The sequence below is a fragment of the Paenibacillus sp. 11B genome, from assembly GCF_030487755.1.
Classification (GTDB): domain Bacteria; phylum Bacillota; class Bacilli; order Paenibacillales; family Paenibacillaceae; genus Paenibacillus; species Paenibacillus vandeheii.
Window position 1 is genome coordinate 879,347 of the sequence record NZ_JAUKNS010000004.1, and the last position, 16,277, is coordinate 895,623.

Here is a 16,277-nt window from a genome sequence, read left to right on the forward strand (position 1 = left end):
CAAGTCTTGCAAAGTACATCAGCCATACTGTCAGGAGGACCATAAAGAATGAGAGAGATACCTAAACCTACGGGGTTTGATCAAGTGGAGAGAAAGTATGTGCGCGAAACACGTTGTTTTAAGACGGCGAGAGTGTTCCCAACCGATGTAAATAATCATAATACGTTGTTTGGCGGCAAACTCATGTCCTACATCGATGACATTGCATCGATTGCCGCATCCAAGTTATGCCGGGTCAATACCGTCACAGCTTCCACGGATTCGGTCGATTTCTTGTATCCGATTAATCCGACGGATTCGGTGACGTTGGAATCCTTCGCATCATGGACGGGACGAAGTTCGATGGAGATTTTTGTGAAGGTAATCCGCGAGGATCTGAAGACGGGGGAGAAGAAGATTGCGGCGACGGCATTCCTCACCTTTGTTGCATTGGATGAAAATAACCGCAAACTTATCGTTCCTCGCATCATTCCGGAGACGGAGGAAGAGAAGAAATTATATGAGACTGCTCCAGCTCGGGCGGCCATGCGGAAACAACGGCGGGAAGAAAGCAAGAACTTCGCCGACTTCCTCACCGTTAGTTATCCCTGGGAATAAGAAATCCGAACACGTTATTCAGTCCTGCAGCTTACGTTCATGAATGGTCCGACCCTTCTGCCCTGGTTCAATCAGGAGACGGGTCGGTTTAATGTTTATCAGTGCAGTCAGCTGCTCCCCCATGTAATGGGAAGAATACTTGAACCCAATCTCTGCCCAGTGCATAATCACACCAACGGTGGCAGATACCAGATAACTCAGCATAATGTCATAATTAATGGTGTAGTCGCTGTCTTCGGTTACCAGTACAAAATCCTCGGTTAAGTAGGTTCTGAACATGTTGCAGAGTCTGGTTCCCATATCACCATGCATCGTCATCAAGGCTCGAAAGATGTCCTGGTGCGCTTCAATATATTTAAATACAGGCATCGTTGATGGCAGCAATGCCGTCATATCCACTTCTTTTAACTCCGCATAAGGTGAAGCATACGCTTGTCCTACTCCCTGCATGAAATCATCCAGAATAAATTGCAGCAGCTCGGGTTTACCGGGAAAATGTAAATAGAACGTTCCCCGGTTATAATCCGCCCGCTCCGTAATATCACGAATCGTGACGGCTTCAGCTCCCTTTTCCAATATCAAAGAAACTGCCGCAGCAATGATAGCATCCTGCGTTCTTCGTGCTCTCCGATCCTGAGGGTGTTCGATAATCAACATTTCCACCTCCTCTGTCCATTATTGTAATCTAAATGAACACCGCTTACATCTCTGTCCGATAGCTGACATATGCGCTGTCAATGATGATTGTCACATTTCTATGTATATCTTAACATTGAGATAGGAACGATAGACGACAGGTTCACTGTTTTTTTCACAGTTCACCTGATCTTAATGATAGAAGGAGCGGAACATTCATGAGTACATCCTATACCCAAACAGCAGTTATTACAGGAGCAGCCGGAGGCATCGGTAAAGAATTGGCACGTCGCCTTGCTGAACGCAAAATTAATTTGGTCCTGGTTGATCTGAACGAAGAAGCTATCCAGCAAACCATTACGGATCTGCAAATCGACAAGGAGCACGTCATTGCGGTGAAAGCCAACGTATCTCAGGAAGCCGATGTGAAAAACTATGTGCAGCAAGCACTTGATGCGTTTGGCCGAATCGATTATTTTGCTAACAATGCCGGAATTGAAGGTCCAACAGGGCTTATTGAAGACCTTAGTGTTGAAGCACTCGACCTCGTATATAACGTCAATGTGCGCGGAGTCTTCCTTGGTCTTCAGAACGTTATCCCTGTCATGAAAAAACAAAAATCAGGCGCGATTCTGAATACCTCTTCCCTTGCAGGTCTGATGGGAGCTCCAGCTGTCTCTCCCTATATTATGTCCAAACATGCTGTTATTGGTCTCACTCGCACAGCAGCGAATGAACTCGCGCCTCATGGTATCCGGGTCAACGCGGTATTGCCAGGCACCATTAATACCCGCATGATGCGCCAAATCGAGGCAAATTCCGGTAACGTGGAAGATTATCAATCCGCTACTGTAGCCAGCATTCCGCTGGGCCGCTATGGTGAGCCGGAAGAAGTGGCCGCAATCATGAACTTCCTGTTATCGGAAGAAGCTTCTTATGTCACCGCTTCACTCTATACGGTCGATGGCGGTATGATGGGTCAATAACCAGTTAGTTGGAAAAAGAGTGCTTAGTAACGGGGCTTACCTATAAGGCTCGCCCCGATGAATGTCAAAAATGACCTCAACATCCACCGTAACGTGGAAGCTGAGGTCATTTCTTTGATATCAAACACCGGGTGCACAACCGCAAAACTAAACCGTGTTAATCCACGTAGCCTGCGAGACCTTTTTCCATCAAGTAGTCCATTTCAGCATCCAGAATGCCTTCAACGGTCAACTCATCCAGTTTCACATCTTTACGGCTCAGAATGTAGTCGGCCAGATCGTCACCGTCGATATCCACGTCGCCTTTGGCATTTTCATGCGCCTTGTTAATATACGCCTGCTCATGCTTCAGGACCAGAGCGATATTTGCTTCGCTTGCCTTCGTCTTCTCTGCAATATATGCCTTCATTTCCTGTTCATTAATTGAGTTTGCTTCAGTCACGTCATAGTCAGCTCCTTGATTCATACATACTGTTGCCATTGTAGCATAGGTTAACCCACAACAGACATGCCTTATTCCTTATCCCTAGGATAAACGAACGTAGAATGTTGCGCCTTCCCCCACCACACTGCGTGCATATATCTCGCCTTTGTGCTGTTCCACGATCGACCTTGCAATCGCAAGCCCCAATCCATGTCCACCATGTTTGCGTGCTCTGGAGGCATCCGTGCGATAGAAGCGATCGAAAATCCGGTCCAGATGCTCAGGCGCAATGCCCTCTCCTGTGTTGGAAACGGCCAGCACAACGTCATTGTTCTGTTTCTTCAACGATACGTTGACCGAGCCTTTGGCTCTGGAGTATTTCACGGCATTATCGAGCAGAATCAGAATGACCTGCTTGATCTGTTCGCTGTTGCCATGGACCATGAGCTGCGGCTCAATGCTGTAGTCCAGAGATATATTTTTCTCATAAATCACGGCTTCCATCGTCAAAATGATCGTCTCCACCGCATCGCTCATATTGAACTTGGAATGAATCATCGAGGATCTTGAATCGTCAATTTGAGTCAGGTATAACAGATCATTCGTCAGTCCCGACATGCGTTCCGTCTCCGACTTGATGTAATGTAGCCACTTAGCCTGATTCTCAATCGTATCCTCCCGGTTCGCGAGAAGCACATCGGTGTTGGTATTGATGATCGCCAGCGGCGTTTTCAACTCATGTGAAGCATCGGCTATGAACTGCTTTTGCTTCTCAAAGGCTTCCTTGACCGGGGTAATGGAACGATTGGCGAAATAGCGGCTCAGGAAGTAGATGACGATCAGCATGATCAAACCTACGACGGCAAAAGTATAAATCAGATTCGTAAGAATGCCCTGTTGGGCCGTCACATCGATAAACACAATCATATGCCCTGTGCTGCTCGGGTCGATCACATAAGCCCAGTCCGTTCCATTCAGTGTAAACTGTCCGGTCTTCCGATCCACATCGTCGACTTTATTCACCTTTTGCAAAGCTTCCGTATAGAACGTGTCGTCCATATCAAATCTGGAGTGCGTATCCGTAATTGTCCATGCAGTGTCTGTCTTGATCATGAACGACACGGAACGCCCTGGCGGTGAATTCGGATCACTCCCTGGAGCTCCGTTTTCTATAGAATCAGATGGGGGGGACCCCGTTCCCGAATCCCGATCTTCTCCACGCTGCATTTTGGTGGAATTGTACGGGCCATGATAGAAATCCGATACTTTGAACAGCTCCATGTTGGTTTCCCGCTGCACATTCTGGTACGTAATCATGTAGATCGTGGCAAAGGCAACCAGCATCATAATCGAGATGGATACCAGGTTCACGATCAGAAATCGGTTTCTGAGTTTCTTGAACATCAGGACGTCACCTCAAGTACGTACCCCACACCCCGAATCGTATTGATGCGGACCGAAGAGTTCAGGAAGGTTAATTTTTTGCGCAAAAACGAGATGTACACCTCCACATTGTTATACTCCACTTCCGAATCGAAACCCCACAACTTCTCAATAATCTGCTCTTTGGAGGTAATGGCCTGTTTGCGCGTAATCAGCAGTTCCAGCAGCTCATTTTCCTTCAAATTCAGCTTGATTTCCTTGCCTTGCACACTCAGCTTCAGCTGCGTCGTATTCAGTTCGATGTCACCGAACTTCAGTCCATCCTCCGGAACAACTTCTCCCTTCCTTCTCAGAGCGGCCCGAATCCGGGCGAGCAATTCCTCCGTCGCAAAGGGCTTCGCTATATAATCATCGGCTCCATAATCCAGCCCGGTCACTTTGTCTGAAATTTCTCCTTTGGCTGTGAGCAGAATGACAGGCGTATGATTGCCTTCGCTGCGCAGTTTCTTCAGCACGGTAATCCCGTCCATTTCCGGCATCATGATGTCGAGCAGTAATAGATCATAGATTCCGCTCAACGCATAATCCAGACCCGATCTCCCGTCATGCACCATGTCTACAGAGTAATTGTGTTTTTTCAATATTTGCGATACGGCTTCTGCCAAATGAACCTCATCTTCCGCAATCAGTATTCTCATCGGTTCTTCATTCCTCTGCATGAATTGTTTTCGATATATGTCAATCTATTATACCAACGATTGTATCAACGGAACCTTGAACCAATCTTAATTCATTATTTTTGGAGAACTATTAAAGGAAGGTAAAAAAAGATCAACGGAATGAGTCTTTTTTTGTTTATCAATAATGACTTGAGATTGAGTTCCTTCCGGATCCCGCGTGCGGATGAAAACGAACGGCCATCGCTAGGCTGTCAGGTACAGGCAGTTCCGGACCTCTGCACCGCCAGTATAAGTGAAATCGCGTATGTCCTTCCAAATCCCGGCGTGTGGATGCCAGCGGACGGCCAACGCCAGGGTGTCCGTTGCAGGCGGCTCCGGATCCCTGGAGCGCCGAAGACCGAAACGGATTGTAGCGACAATCTGTTTAGCATGGCGATGGTGCTCGCTTCCCTTGAGAGTGCCCGCACCGGCAAGAAAGTGTTCATTGCCGATCTGCTGAATATGGGGAATGTGTAAAAACGCTATCTCCCTCTATTAAATTATGAGTGCGTATTACAATTAAGAAACGAAGAGGGTGAACTACCAGTCAAACCCGTTAGCTTTTACAATGACGGATTGTAATATGAAGTGCGACACCTACTTGAAATAAATAAAAAAATGGCCCATGGCCGGATTCGTGTAGAATGAAGGTTCCTACACCACATTCACACAAAGAGAATCCACCATGAGCTACACACATCTTAGCATAATGGAGCGCAGCAAGCTAGAAACCCTCCATCGGCAAGGTCAAAGTTCAAGAGCCATCGCAAAAGAATTAGGAAGGCATCCTTCGACGATTTGTCGTGAATTGGATCGTGCTACTTCAACGCAACCCTATCATGCAGAGCAGGCTCAGAGCGCTTATGAGGAGCGTCGTAAAGCTTCGATCTCACCCGGTAAATGGTCCGAAGCCATCGTTATTTCCTTGGAGGAAAAACTACAGGCAACGTGGTCTCCGGAACAAATCACGGAACGTTTCCGCATCGAAGGTTTGCCGTCGATCTCCTTTAAAACCATCTATCGCTGGCTCTACGCTGGGCGTCTGGTTCGAGGCACGTTGCAGGTCCTCCGGCACAAAGGGAAGCGTAGGAAGCCCACAGAAACTCGCGGTAAATTCGCTATCGGCAGATCGATTTCGGATCGTCCCAAAGAGGTTCGTTCCCGTGAAACGTTTGGGCACTGGGAACTGGACACCGTTGTTTCGGGTCGTGGGAAAAGTAAAGGATGCGTAGCCACGCTGATTGAACGCAAAACCCGTCTGTATACCGCGATTCTCATGCCTGATCGCACGGCTTTGTCCATGGAAATTGCACTTGGTGTAGCCATCTCACAGTATCCTACTGGTACTTTTCTCACAGCCACGGCTGATCGGGGAAAAGAGTTTGCATGCTATACCAATCTGGAAACAAGCCATGACCTGCACGTTTATTTTGCTGATCCATATTCGTCTTGGCAACGCGGTTCCAATGAAAATGCGAATGGCTTGCTTCGAGAGTTCTTCCCGAAAGGCACCGACCTCGCTCAAGTGGAGGATGAAGATCTCGCCGGTTCACTAGATTTAATTAACCACAGACCACGAAAATGCTTGGGTTGGAGAACCGCTCACGAATCTATCACAGAGGAACTGTCGCACTTGGTTTGACAATCTGTCCAATAATAAAAGAAATCCCTTGCAGGAAAACGCAAGGGATTCTTGAGGTTAACTCGTTTAGTATTTCACATCTACTGGATATTCGATAACAATTGGCTTTTTAGTACCATTCAAATAGGTGTAACCGGCATTTTCAGCCACTCTTCCTTGGAATACTGTTCCAACATATTCATCATAGTAATCATATTTCACTACTACAATATTATATTGATCGTAGTTCATAGCTGCATAATAGTTTCTTGTATTGAAGGCAGAACTTTCAGGGGGACCAGAGTAAACCTCTGTAGTACCCCATTCTTTAGAAACTGTACCGCTTATCTCGCCTGTCAGACTCTGATTAACTACGTATTTAATGCCAACATCAGCTGTTGCAGAAAACTTCACCGTACCACTTACAGACGATTTAGAGGTCTTTGATGAAGTTTTCCCCTTTGGAACACTTATTAAAAGAGTTTGTTGTTCAATCGGCCCTACAGAGTAACCAGTAATTACGGATTTACTTACAGAATAGCCTGATTTCACATAAACACGACGATCACCTGCTTGTGGTGTGATTTCACTATTGTTTTTTCTTACAAGCTTAGGATCTACAAATTCATATGTAGCATTAGGGTTACCAGGCGTTTCATACTTCTTATTACCAGACAAGTCTTGAGTAACTATAAACTCAGTACTCGGTTTAGTCACATCAACTACTGGATTAGGATTTAATTGAATCTCATTGCCATACTCACTTTCAGCAGAAGCCATTGGAGCAAGAATAGTTAAAGCTGTAGATAAGGATAACAACACTGATGTTACTTTCTTCAAATGTAAAAACTTCTTTCCCATGTATTTTTTTTGGTATACCCTACTAATATACGACAAAAAAATATTATTCCCTTCTTTATTTTTACAAAAAATAAAATAAAATAAAATGTATAATGACCTATAAATATAAAGGAGTGATACATATGTTTAAGGATTCGAAACTGATTATTCCCTCATTAATCATTGGCGTTTCATTGATTTTAGGGAGCTTTATTAATGGATATTATGATTCTGGACAAAAATCTGGAAATCCACCGACAATTCAGAGTTCAGAAAATACCACTATGTTAACGAAAGAAGATGCGGCTGAATATCTACGACTTTCTGTAGCTGAGTTAGATGATATAATTAATAAAGATATTGATCGGAAACAGAACATGTCATCGGTTTATGACACGTATCAGTTTATTCCTTATGCTAATTTGAACGGTAAACTCATTTTTACTAAAACTAACTTAGATCAGTGGATCGATTACAATACAGGTAAAAAATAAATGAAGCCCGCACTGTAGTCTTTGATATGCTCCCATCATAGTAGACAGTAGAAAAACAAAACTCTACTTCTACCATGATGGGAGTTTTTGTAATGTCCAAAAGAAGCCCCATTTCATATGAAATCAAGATTCATGTTGTAAGGCGTTGTCTGCAACATGAATCCAATTCGAAACCGTGGTGTCATAGGCCCAAGTTCCTCCTCCAACCTGTCCACCTCCGAAAGGAGTTACCATATCACCTGTAATGGCTAAGCCACCACTTCTTACAGAAGAATTTTGATCAATAGTCGATGCGTAAGCCGAAGAAAAAGAAATTGTGCCAATCAATGCAACTCCAAAAACAACAGACAAAATCTTAAATGATTTTTTATTCAAAAAATTACCTCCTTTTTATTTTATTTATACCAAATAATACCATAAAATCTTTTTAATTTTCAAACATAACTGATATCTTTGCTTACTAACGCTAGCTCAAATGGGCAAATAAGCTTCTACTCCATTTAAACTATTAAAGGAAGGTTAAAAAAGATCAACGGAATGTAAAATCATTTAAGATTCATTCAAGGTTGGCGCTCTAAGATACAGACATGGAAGCAATACACGAGGAAACAAAACATACAAAACATGGATGAAAGGACTGAATCCCAATGGCAATTGAAGTATTCAACCGATATGAGAGCAAGTATCTCCTGACAGATGAGCAATACGAGAACTTTTACACCGACCTGCTGAAATATATGGAGCTGGACGCCTTTAACAAGAAACACGAGTTCTACTCCATCAGCAACCTGTACTTCGACACTCCGCAGGATTCCCTGATCCGCGCCAGTCTCTCCAAGCCCAAATACAAGGAGAAGCTGAGACTGCGGGCATACGGAGTACCTGAACAAAATGCGAAGGTCTATCTGGAGATCAAAAAGAAAGTGTTTGGCCTGGTGAACAAACGCCGAACTGCCCTGAAGCTGGACGAGGCATACGAATTCGTTCAGACAGGCAAGGCACCTGATCTGGCGGATTACATGAACAAACAGGTCCTCGAAGAAATTAAGTACTTCCTACGGCTGTACGATCTCGAACCGAAGGTATACCTGGCGTATGAACGTAAGGCTCTGTTCGATAAGAACAGCCGCGATCTCCGCATCACCTTTGATACCAACATCCGCAGTCGCAGATACGATCTGAAGCTGGAGCAGGGAGATTACGGTGAGCCGCTGGTGAAAGACGGGCGCTGGCTGATGGAAGTCAAAGCCGAGAAAACCGTTCCGATGTGGCTCTCCCAACTGTTATCCGAACACGGTCTTTATCGCACCGGATTCTCGAAATACGGCAATGAGTACAGACATCTGGCCAGAACAACCAATCTGAACTACCAGACTGAACGAAAATTGCTGCCGGGTACCGATTTCAACCCATCCATCGAACAAGAAAAAACAATCACAGAAAGAGAGCGTGTCCTGTATGCTTGATTCCATCTTTAGTTCCGCACTAACCGATACAACTCTGACCTTCAGCAATGCCATCGTTACCATCGGCCTTGCCATCATTATGGGCGCCATTATCAGCCTGACATACATGAAGACGAATCAAAGTACGTACTCCCAGAGCTTTACGCTAACGATGGTTGTGTTGCCCGTCATCGTAGCCATTATCATTCTTCTGATCGGCAGCAACATTGCCCGTGCATTCAGCCTGGCCGGTGCCTTCTCCATCATCCGATTCAGAAGTGCGCCTGGTGACCCGAAAGACATTGCTTACGTCTTGTTCACCATGGCTTCCGGTCTTGCCTGCGGTGTAGGCGCATTCGGTTATGCCGTACTGTTTACCATCATCCTGTGTGTACTGATGTTTGTCCTGAGCCGCTTCAACTTCGGAGCGAAGAAAAGCCAGCAAAAAACATTGAAAGTGACCATTCCCGAGAATCTGAGTTACGAAGAAGCGCTCGACGAAGTATTCCACAAATTCAATGTCGTGCATGAGCTCAAAAAAATCAGAACAACCGAGCTTGGCAGTCTGTACGAGCTGGTCTACAACGTCAACATTCATGAAAGTGTCAATCAAAAAGAATTTCTCGATATGATCCGTACCCGTAACGGTAATCTGGATATCTCGTTAACCATGAGTCCAACAACCACTGAATATTAAAATTCGAAGGGAACGATATAATATGAAAAAGAAAATTATAACTGGCAGCAAACTGTGGTCCGTCGCGATGATTACGGCAATGGTTACAGCATGCAGCTCTCCTGCAGCAACCAGCAGCACCGCAAATGCCGCAGTGTCAACGACAGGGACAACCAAAACCGTATCCGTTAGTGAACAAACCTCGGTGAAGTATGCCGATCTGGTCACTCTGGATGCAGATGATACCAATGTTAGCTGGAGTGCAACGGATTCTACAACGATCAAGTTGAACGGTACGACCGCTTCCATCACAGGATCAGGTGCAAAAGCAGCAAACGGATCGGTAACTATCTCCGCAGCGGGTACTTATGTCCTTAGCGGCAAGCTGACGGATGGACAGATTGTAGTCAATGTTGCAGATAAGGGTACCGTACATCTGGTATTAAACGGGGCAACCATCAATGATAACGACAGTGCAGCCATCTATATCCAGAAAGCGGGCAAAGCCATCATTACGCTGGAGGAAGGAACCGAGAATGCTGTCTCCGATGGCAAGACATACGTATATGCCGACGATACAACGGATGAGCCGGATGCAGCCATCTTCAGCAAGGCAGATCTGACGTTCAATGGTACAGGCAAGCTGACGGTTACAGGTAATTACAATGAAGGTATTACGAGCAAGGATGATTTGAAAATCATCAGTGGCACAATCAACGTCAAATCTGCCGATGACGGCATCAAAGGTAAAGATATGGTAGCGATTCAAGCCGGTACGATTACCGTTGATTCAGAAGGTGACGGCATCAAATCCACAAACGATACGGATACGACCAAGGGCTTCGTTGCCATTGCTGGAGGTACATTCAACATCAACAGCGGTAGCGACGGCATTCAAGCGGAGACCGCATTGGTTACCGATGGCGGCACATATAACATCGTAACCGGAGGCGGCAGTGCCAATGCACCGGCCAAAGTAGAAGAAGGGTCATTTGGCGGCGGTGGCGGCGGATGGGGTGGCGGTACACCTCCAACCGATATGGGCACACCACCGGATGGAGAACCACCTGCCGGTATGCCAAGCAATGATGGAACGAACGCAACAGGCGCAGCTCCATCCAGCTCGACCAATGCAACAGCACCTGTTGATTCCAATGCAGATGCAGACACAAGCACAACAACAGAAGAAGAAACGACGAGTGCCAAAGCACTTAAAGCCGGAGTTGACCTCACCGTCAATGGCGGTACGTATACGATCGATTCCATGGATGATTCCCTGCACAGTAACAACAATGTGACGGTTAATGACGGCAAGTTCAGCATTGAATCAGGGGATGACGGCATTCATGCAGATCAGGCGCTTACCATTAACGGCGGAACGATCGTGATTGCCAAGAGTTATGAAGGCCTTGAAGGTGCAATCATCACCCTGAACGATGGGGATGTGGATGTAACTGCATCAGATGATGGCGTGAATGCTTCCGGTGAAATAACTGCAACTGACGCTGATGCGGATGCAGCAACCACTGCAGATGATAGCACTCAAGCAGCCGATACAACTGCAGTCTCCAACATTTCTGTTACAGAGACGACTGGCACAACATCAACTACGAATCAAGCAGATCAAAGTACAGACGCGAATAACAACACTCGCCCACAAGGCGGTGCTCCAGGTGGTATGCCTGGTGAATCTGCCAGCAGCAGTGAGCTTCATATCAACGGCGGTTCCCTCACCGTCAATGCTGGCGGCGATGGACTGGATTCAAATGGCTCCATCTATATGACAGACGGAACCGTCATTGTGAATGGTCCAACAGACAATGGCAACGGAGCACTGGATTATGACGGTAACTTCGAACTGAGCGGCGGATATCTTGTCGCAGCGGGAAGCTCAGGCATGGCTCAGGCAACATCTGAAGCATCCACTCAAAATACCATTGCCATGACGTTCCCTGAAACGCTAAAAGCAGGAACACTGGTGCATGTGGAAGATAGCGAAGGCAACAATATCCTGACCTTTGCTCCAGCGAAAGATTATCAAACGGTAGTTATTAGCTCCCCGGATCTGAAAAAAGACGGTTCTTATGTGGTCTACTCCGGCGGAACATCGACTGGCAAAGCAGTGGATGGACTCTATACAGACGGTACGTATAGTGGCGGAACCAAAGTCGTTGCCTTCCAATCCACAAGCAACGTAACTTGGGTGAATGAATCTGGTGTAACAACTGCCAACTCAGGTATGGGTGGTCCAGGAGGAGGTCGTGGCCAAGGTGGTTTCGGAGGCGGAAGAAACAGAACAGAGTCCGGTACATCGGGCACAACGACCGATACCAATCAATAATCATCACAAAAAATAAGGATTATTATTTTATATTCAGTATGAATATAGCTACTAAAAAAATCCACATATGGGGTGTATGAGAAAACCCCATATGTGGATTTTTTGTTTTAAAACTAGAAAACAAAACAACTGATTCAAAAATTATGGTAAAATAAAGTGGTGTAATTAACCATATAAAAAATTAAGGGACCAGATCCATCCTGCTTTCTCTAAAAAGAAAATCGCAGAATATTTCAAGTCCCGTGTCTAGTTTGGCTATATACTTTTATTATATGCTATTTTTCCAAAAATGCAACACCAAAAAAAATAAATAGGAGTATATGTATGTACAAAATTAGCTCTATACAAGGTAATAACCCAACACTCTTGTCTCATCAGGCTTATTTCATACATAGGTGGGGTGAACTATTTGAGAAAAGTCATCTCCATTATAGAAAATTATCTTATCCTTGTGTACGTGCAGTTCTAAAAGAATCTGTTCAAGTTATCGAGAATTATAAAACAGAAGTTTTATTCGAGCACAATGTATTTGAAATTTTCACTGAGGTTATTACAACTTTAAAAAGAAATAAAGTATTTGAAGATCAATTTAAAGAAGACTGGAGCCTTGTTATAAGCAGATTGGAACTGTTCTTAACTGAGAAGGAGACTTTCCTTCAACATATAAATCGAATGGACAAACATCGTAAGTTAGAACTCCCTCTTACTCTAATTGAAGGCTTATTAAATAAACTTGAGAACATAGACATACCTAAATTATATGTAGATTTATTATCTAAAGAGTTGTCCAAGCCCACACTTTCTTTTGAGCAAATCGATAATTACTTAGAGTTGCTGATGAGTGAACTTATATTTGAAGGCCACCACAAGCAGTACTTGTATAGGTGGGGTCAAGGCGTACTCGTTAGTGATGGAGAAAGTAGCTTTCTGAAAAAATTAGAACGTATATCTGAGTTAGGTATAAAAAACAAAAGGAATTTCGAATGTTTTATACCTCTTCGATTGCCAGATGGATACGATAGTCTAATCGGGACCGACGGACCATTAACTTTTTTCAGTGATCCTGATCGCGCAAGGCTGACAATAGACGATGCATACGATGTGCCTCAAGTCCATGACGCTCCTGTAATCGAATTCTTTAAAAAGGATACTCATATTGCTCGCATAAAGTTAGCTGCAACAGATGATGTTGCAGCAATAAATACAGCCAGAGAAGAGCTTAGTTCTATAACAAGGCTTTTTACGCTTGAAAATCGTCACAAACTATATAATCCTGGAAACTTCACTCAAGCTTTAGTATTTGATCTTAGCACTAAAAAAATAAACACAGATCCAATTATAGAAGTTTCCCAATATGGGTTACAGGTAACTCGAAGCGATACGTATATTAAAATTAACATGAGTTCAAAACTAACTGGAAAATATAAAGGACTAGATCAGCTATTACAATGGTGTCGTGTGATTCAGGATTCGCCCAAAGAAACCGGATTAGTAGCAATGTGGAGTTTAATGGAATATCTATTCATAACAGAACCTACCAATAAAAGAAAAGGTATTATTGAGCATGCTACCCCATATTTATCACAGTTTTATTTGAAGAGCCTTGTATACAGGTGCAGGGAACTTGTAAAGCAAAACCAGACTGGAAATAAAATCTTAAAAGACGTAGTTCAAGAGAGGCTTGGAATTGAATCAATTGATAAAAAAAACAAAGAAATAAAGCTTCATTACCTACTCCAGTTTATTGCAGAATATAAGAACGAAGCTATGTCAGCGTTTACCGGAGACTCTTTGAGCCAACGATACATTGGACTCCTAAACAAGTATATGCAGTTAAGAGGTAAGAAAATCTGGTTCTATGAATATTTAAATGATTTCGAAAAACAAATTGAATGTGATTTATCTCGTGCCTATAGACTACGGAATATTTTGACACATCAAGCATACGTGGATAAAATCTTTTTCGAGGAGATTTATGAGAGGCTTTCTTTTTACTTAAAGCTAATTTTGGATGACATGTTGTACTCAATGTCTTTACAGCCAGACAATTCATTGCATCAACTGGTAAAAATCAAAAAGGAAAGCTACGGAGATTATAAAAAATTAATTACTGGTATAGATAAAGTTACATCATACAAAGACTTGCTAAAAACAAAATCTTTACTCATATAGGGGAGATCGTCCTCTTTCAGGGTAAGTGGTGATATCTACAAAAGATGACTCTTACTATTAAGAATCATCTTTTTAAATACCACTCTAATCAGAACGTATACACATACACCTTGGTCCGCAGCGTATCCCGGCACGTGATTGTCCGTAGGGGCACCTTGCCTGGAAGTGCAAAACAGACACTAATTACCTTCGCTCCTGGCGGCAGCTCACGGCTGAATTTGTCCACGAGCCGATCCATCGCACCAGGGAACAAGTAACAGATAACGCAATCCGCATGTTCATATGAACGGGTATAGATGTTGCCACGGACAAATCGCAGCCGTCCCTCCAGAGAATGGCGTTTTCCCTTCACTCTCCGCAAGCGGACACTTAGAAAAGCAAACAGTTGGGAAGCCCACAAGGGAACGATTGAATTCTCAATACCCGTAAGCCGTTTACCAGGGCAGTGCCTAACCACGTCCAGTGCCAGCGTTCCCCACCCGGAGCCCGCTTCAATGACATCGCCGTAGCCTGGAATACGATTAACCTCCTGGATGACCGTATGCCTGACGAGGCGGGAAGTCGGCATCGGCGAGATTCCGTTTTTCCAACTGACCAGCACGATAGATATCACAGATATAAGTGTCACCACAGCAATCAGCCATGGTATAAATTGAAATATGAACATAACCTCAACCCTTTGGATTTAATAAAAAAAATGGTAATCGCACCTTCATCATAACAAAAGAAGCTTCTCCGGGTCCAAACAAGACCTGGCAGAAGCTTCCTTCTTTTTATTCCATTATGGCTTTCCCTTATTCCATCCTGCTGCTCATTCCACGCACTCAATCCGGTACATGGGACTTCATGTATACCCCTTTTTTGTAGACAGACTTGATTGTAAAATGAACCCCCAGCTTGCGATTCGTCCGGTAGATCAGCGAGTTAATCTCGTCAATGCCTACCGACTCACTCTCCAGCATGCTTCGCTCCGGCCACACTTGCCCAACAATCTGCTCCCGGGTCACAAAGTGATCCAACTGACTGTAGAGCAGCTTGAACAGCTGGTACTCCTTCTTGGACAGTGGAATCTCCACCTCGCCAATCTGCACGGTTTGCAGGTGATCCTGCAAACGCACACCCTCACCCAGCAGATCGGATATCCGATACTCTCTCGTTTCTTCAAGATCTCCCTCTGTGCGAAGCTGGATCAAGCCGTTGACCAGAGTCAGGCTGTCTCCCTCGGCAAAGGGGTATTTCTCATAGGGAACGAGGCGCTGTCCGTTCAATTCGGTTCCATTTTTGCTATCCAGATCCTCAATCCACAGCTGATGCTGCTCATCATAATGAATGCGACAATGCCGCTTCGATATCAACTGATTGTAGACAGACAAGTCCAATTCATCTCCACCCGTATAACGCCCCACTGTAATGGAGCGCCCCTGGCTGACATAAGCGAACGAACCGTCACTTTCCTGCCCTGGCGTACGAATGACGATTTTTGCCGTCTCCCGCATGTTATTCTCCCACCTTCAAATATCACTCGATCTCTATGAGCGTTCCGTTCATAAATAATGATAAATTCATCAGATTTGTTCCATTGTTTGCAGTCATAATAATTTATATAGTGTATACAGGCATCGTTATATGCTCTTCTCTACTATACCAGACGTTGTGCCTTTTTTCTCATAACCGTCGTATGCACGCCTTAGCCCAACAACAAGAGAGGTACCTCACCATGAATAAAAAAAACATTTTCATATATGTGCTGCTCGCCTTCACCCTGTCCATTACATTAACAGTGCTCTCCCGCATCAATGATAATCCCGGAGAATCACTTAAAGGCACCACCACAACCGAAACTTCATGGTTGCAACTGAACGCCCAGCCGTAAGTATACTCTATTATAACGTGATCACCACAAAAAACGTTTCACGAATGTCATCTTATGCTAGGTCATGCCA

The 16,277-nt window shown here is 44.4% G+C and carries 17 protein-coding genes; 9 read left to right on the top strand and 8 right to left on the bottom strand.

Annotation, left to right across the window (positions count from 1 at the left end):
* Positions 1-84: 84 nt before the first annotated feature.
* Positions 85-597 (top strand): acyl-CoA thioesterase, encoded by a 513-nt coding sequence (locus tag Q0V21_RS20860; protein WP_024629762.1) that lies wholly within the window; start codon positions 85-87, stop codon positions 595-597.
* Between the two features lie 18 nt (positions 598-615).
* Here the strand turns inward: Q0V21_RS20860 and Q0V21_RS20865 are convergent, their stop codons facing one another.
* Positions 616-1,254: a TetR/AcrR family transcriptional regulator gene (locus Q0V21_RS20865; RefSeq protein ID WP_301880451.1), complete on the bottom strand. Its 639-nt coding sequence runs from the start codon at positions 1,252-1,254 to the stop codon at positions 616-618.
* Between the two features lie 197 nt (positions 1,255-1,451).
* On the opposite strand from Q0V21_RS20865, the gene Q0V21_RS20870 reads away from it, so the two are divergent.
* Positions 1,452-2,219 carry an SDR family NAD(P)-dependent oxidoreductase gene (locus tag Q0V21_RS20870; protein ID WP_301880452.1) on the top strand — a complete coding sequence of 256 codons (768 nt, stop codon included), beginning with the start codon at positions 1,452-1,454 and terminating at the stop codon, positions 2,217-2,219.
* A 157-nt stretch (positions 2,220-2,376) separates the two neighbouring features.
* On the opposite strand, the gene Q0V21_RS20875 is transcribed toward Q0V21_RS20870, so the two are convergent.
* The 3 genes from Q0V21_RS20875 to Q0V21_RS20885 all read right to left on the bottom strand — a co-directional run bounded on the left by Q0V21_RS20875 (position 2,377) and on the right by Q0V21_RS20885 (position 4,724).
* Positions 2,377-2,628, bottom strand: a complete 252-nt coding sequence (locus tag Q0V21_RS20875; protein ID WP_029880845.1) for a hypothetical protein — start codon at positions 2,626-2,628, stop codon at positions 2,377-2,379.
* A gap of 117 nt (positions 2,629-2,745) precedes the next feature.
* Complete coding sequence (locus Q0V21_RS20880; protein WP_301880453.1) at positions 2,746-4,047, bottom strand: sensor histidine kinase; 1,302 nt, start codon at positions 4,045-4,047, stop codon at positions 2,746-2,748.
* On the bottom strand, positions 4,047-4,724 hold the full coding sequence (locus Q0V21_RS20885; RefSeq protein ID WP_063567761.1) for a response regulator transcription factor: 678 nt from the start codon (positions 4,722-4,724) through the stop codon (positions 4,047-4,049). Before Q0V21_RS20885 ends, Q0V21_RS20880 begins: the two co-directional genes overlap by 1 nt.
* Before the next feature lie 706 nt (positions 4,725-5,430).
* Between Q0V21_RS20885 and Q0V21_RS20895 the strand changes: the two genes are divergently transcribed.
* Positions 5,431-6,387: an IS30 family transposase gene (locus tag Q0V21_RS20895; protein ID WP_301880454.1), complete on the top strand. Its 957-nt coding sequence runs from the start codon at positions 5,431-5,433 to the stop codon at positions 6,385-6,387.
* A 66-nt stretch (positions 6,388-6,453) separates the two neighbouring features.
* Here Q0V21_RS20895 and Q0V21_RS20900 read toward each other — a convergent pair whose 3' ends face one another.
* Positions 6,454-7,206, bottom strand: a complete 753-nt coding sequence (locus Q0V21_RS20900; protein WP_301880455.1) for a hypothetical protein — start codon at positions 7,204-7,206, stop codon at positions 6,454-6,456.
* Between the two features lie 143 nt (positions 7,207-7,349).
* On the opposite strand from Q0V21_RS20900, the gene Q0V21_RS20905 reads away from it, so the two are divergent.
* A complete protein-coding gene (locus tag Q0V21_RS20905; RefSeq protein WP_301880456.1) occupies positions 7,350-7,700 on the top strand; it encodes a MerR family transcriptional regulator in 351 nt (116 codons plus the stop codon).
* A gap of 123 nt (positions 7,701-7,823) precedes the next feature.
* On the opposite strand, the gene Q0V21_RS20910 is transcribed toward Q0V21_RS20905, so the two are convergent.
* Positions 7,824-8,075, bottom strand: coding sequence for a hypothetical protein (locus Q0V21_RS20910; protein ID WP_301880457.1), 252 nt, complete (start codon positions 8,073-8,075; stop codon positions 7,824-7,826).
* 272 nt (positions 8,076-8,347) lie between these two features.
* On the opposite strand from Q0V21_RS20910, the gene Q0V21_RS20915 reads away from it, so the two are divergent.
* The 4 genes from Q0V21_RS20915 to Q0V21_RS20930 all read left to right on the top strand — a co-directional run bounded on the left by Q0V21_RS20915 (position 8,348) and on the right by Q0V21_RS20930 (position 14,334).
* Positions 8,348-9,166, top strand: a complete 819-nt coding sequence (locus Q0V21_RS20915) for a polyphosphate polymerase domain-containing protein (protein WP_079348072.1) — start codon at positions 8,348-8,350, stop codon at positions 9,164-9,166.
* A complete protein-coding gene (locus Q0V21_RS20920; RefSeq protein ID WP_024629755.1) occupies positions 9,159-9,842 on the top strand; it encodes a DUF4956 domain-containing protein in 684 nt (227 codons plus the stop codon). The genes Q0V21_RS20915 and Q0V21_RS20920 overlap by 8 nt, the downstream gene beginning before the upstream one ends.
* Before the next feature lie 22 nt (positions 9,843-9,864).
* Positions 9,865-12,162, top strand: a complete 2,298-nt coding sequence (locus tag Q0V21_RS20925; protein ID WP_301880458.1) for a carbohydrate-binding domain-containing protein — start codon at positions 9,865-9,867, stop codon at positions 12,160-12,162.
* A gap of 324 nt (positions 12,163-12,486) precedes the next feature.
* The gene (locus Q0V21_RS20930; RefSeq protein WP_301880459.1) at positions 12,487-14,334 is read left to right on the top strand and encodes a hypothetical protein; all 1,848 of its coding nucleotides are present in this window, start codon (positions 12,487-12,489) and stop codon (positions 14,332-14,334) included.
* Positions 14,335-14,422: 88 nt separating this feature from the next.
* Here the strand turns inward: Q0V21_RS20930 and Q0V21_RS20935 are convergent, their stop codons facing one another.
* Both Q0V21_RS20935 and Q0V21_RS20940 read right to left on the bottom strand, forming a co-directional pair.
* Positions 14,423-15,001, bottom strand: coding sequence for a class I SAM-dependent methyltransferase (locus Q0V21_RS20935; RefSeq protein WP_301880460.1), 579 nt, complete (start codon positions 14,999-15,001; stop codon positions 14,423-14,425).
* Between the two features lie 157 nt (positions 15,002-15,158).
* A complete protein-coding gene (locus Q0V21_RS20940) occupies positions 15,159-15,830 on the bottom strand; it encodes an FHA domain-containing protein (RefSeq protein ID WP_024629750.1) in 672 nt (223 codons plus the stop codon).
* 221 nt (positions 15,831-16,051) lie between these two features.
* Between Q0V21_RS20940 and Q0V21_RS20945 the strand changes: the two genes are divergently transcribed.
* A complete protein-coding gene (locus Q0V21_RS20945; protein WP_301880462.1) occupies positions 16,052-16,207 on the top strand; it encodes a hypothetical protein in 156 nt (51 codons plus the stop codon).
* The last annotated feature ends 70 nt before the right edge of the window (positions 16,208-16,277 follow it).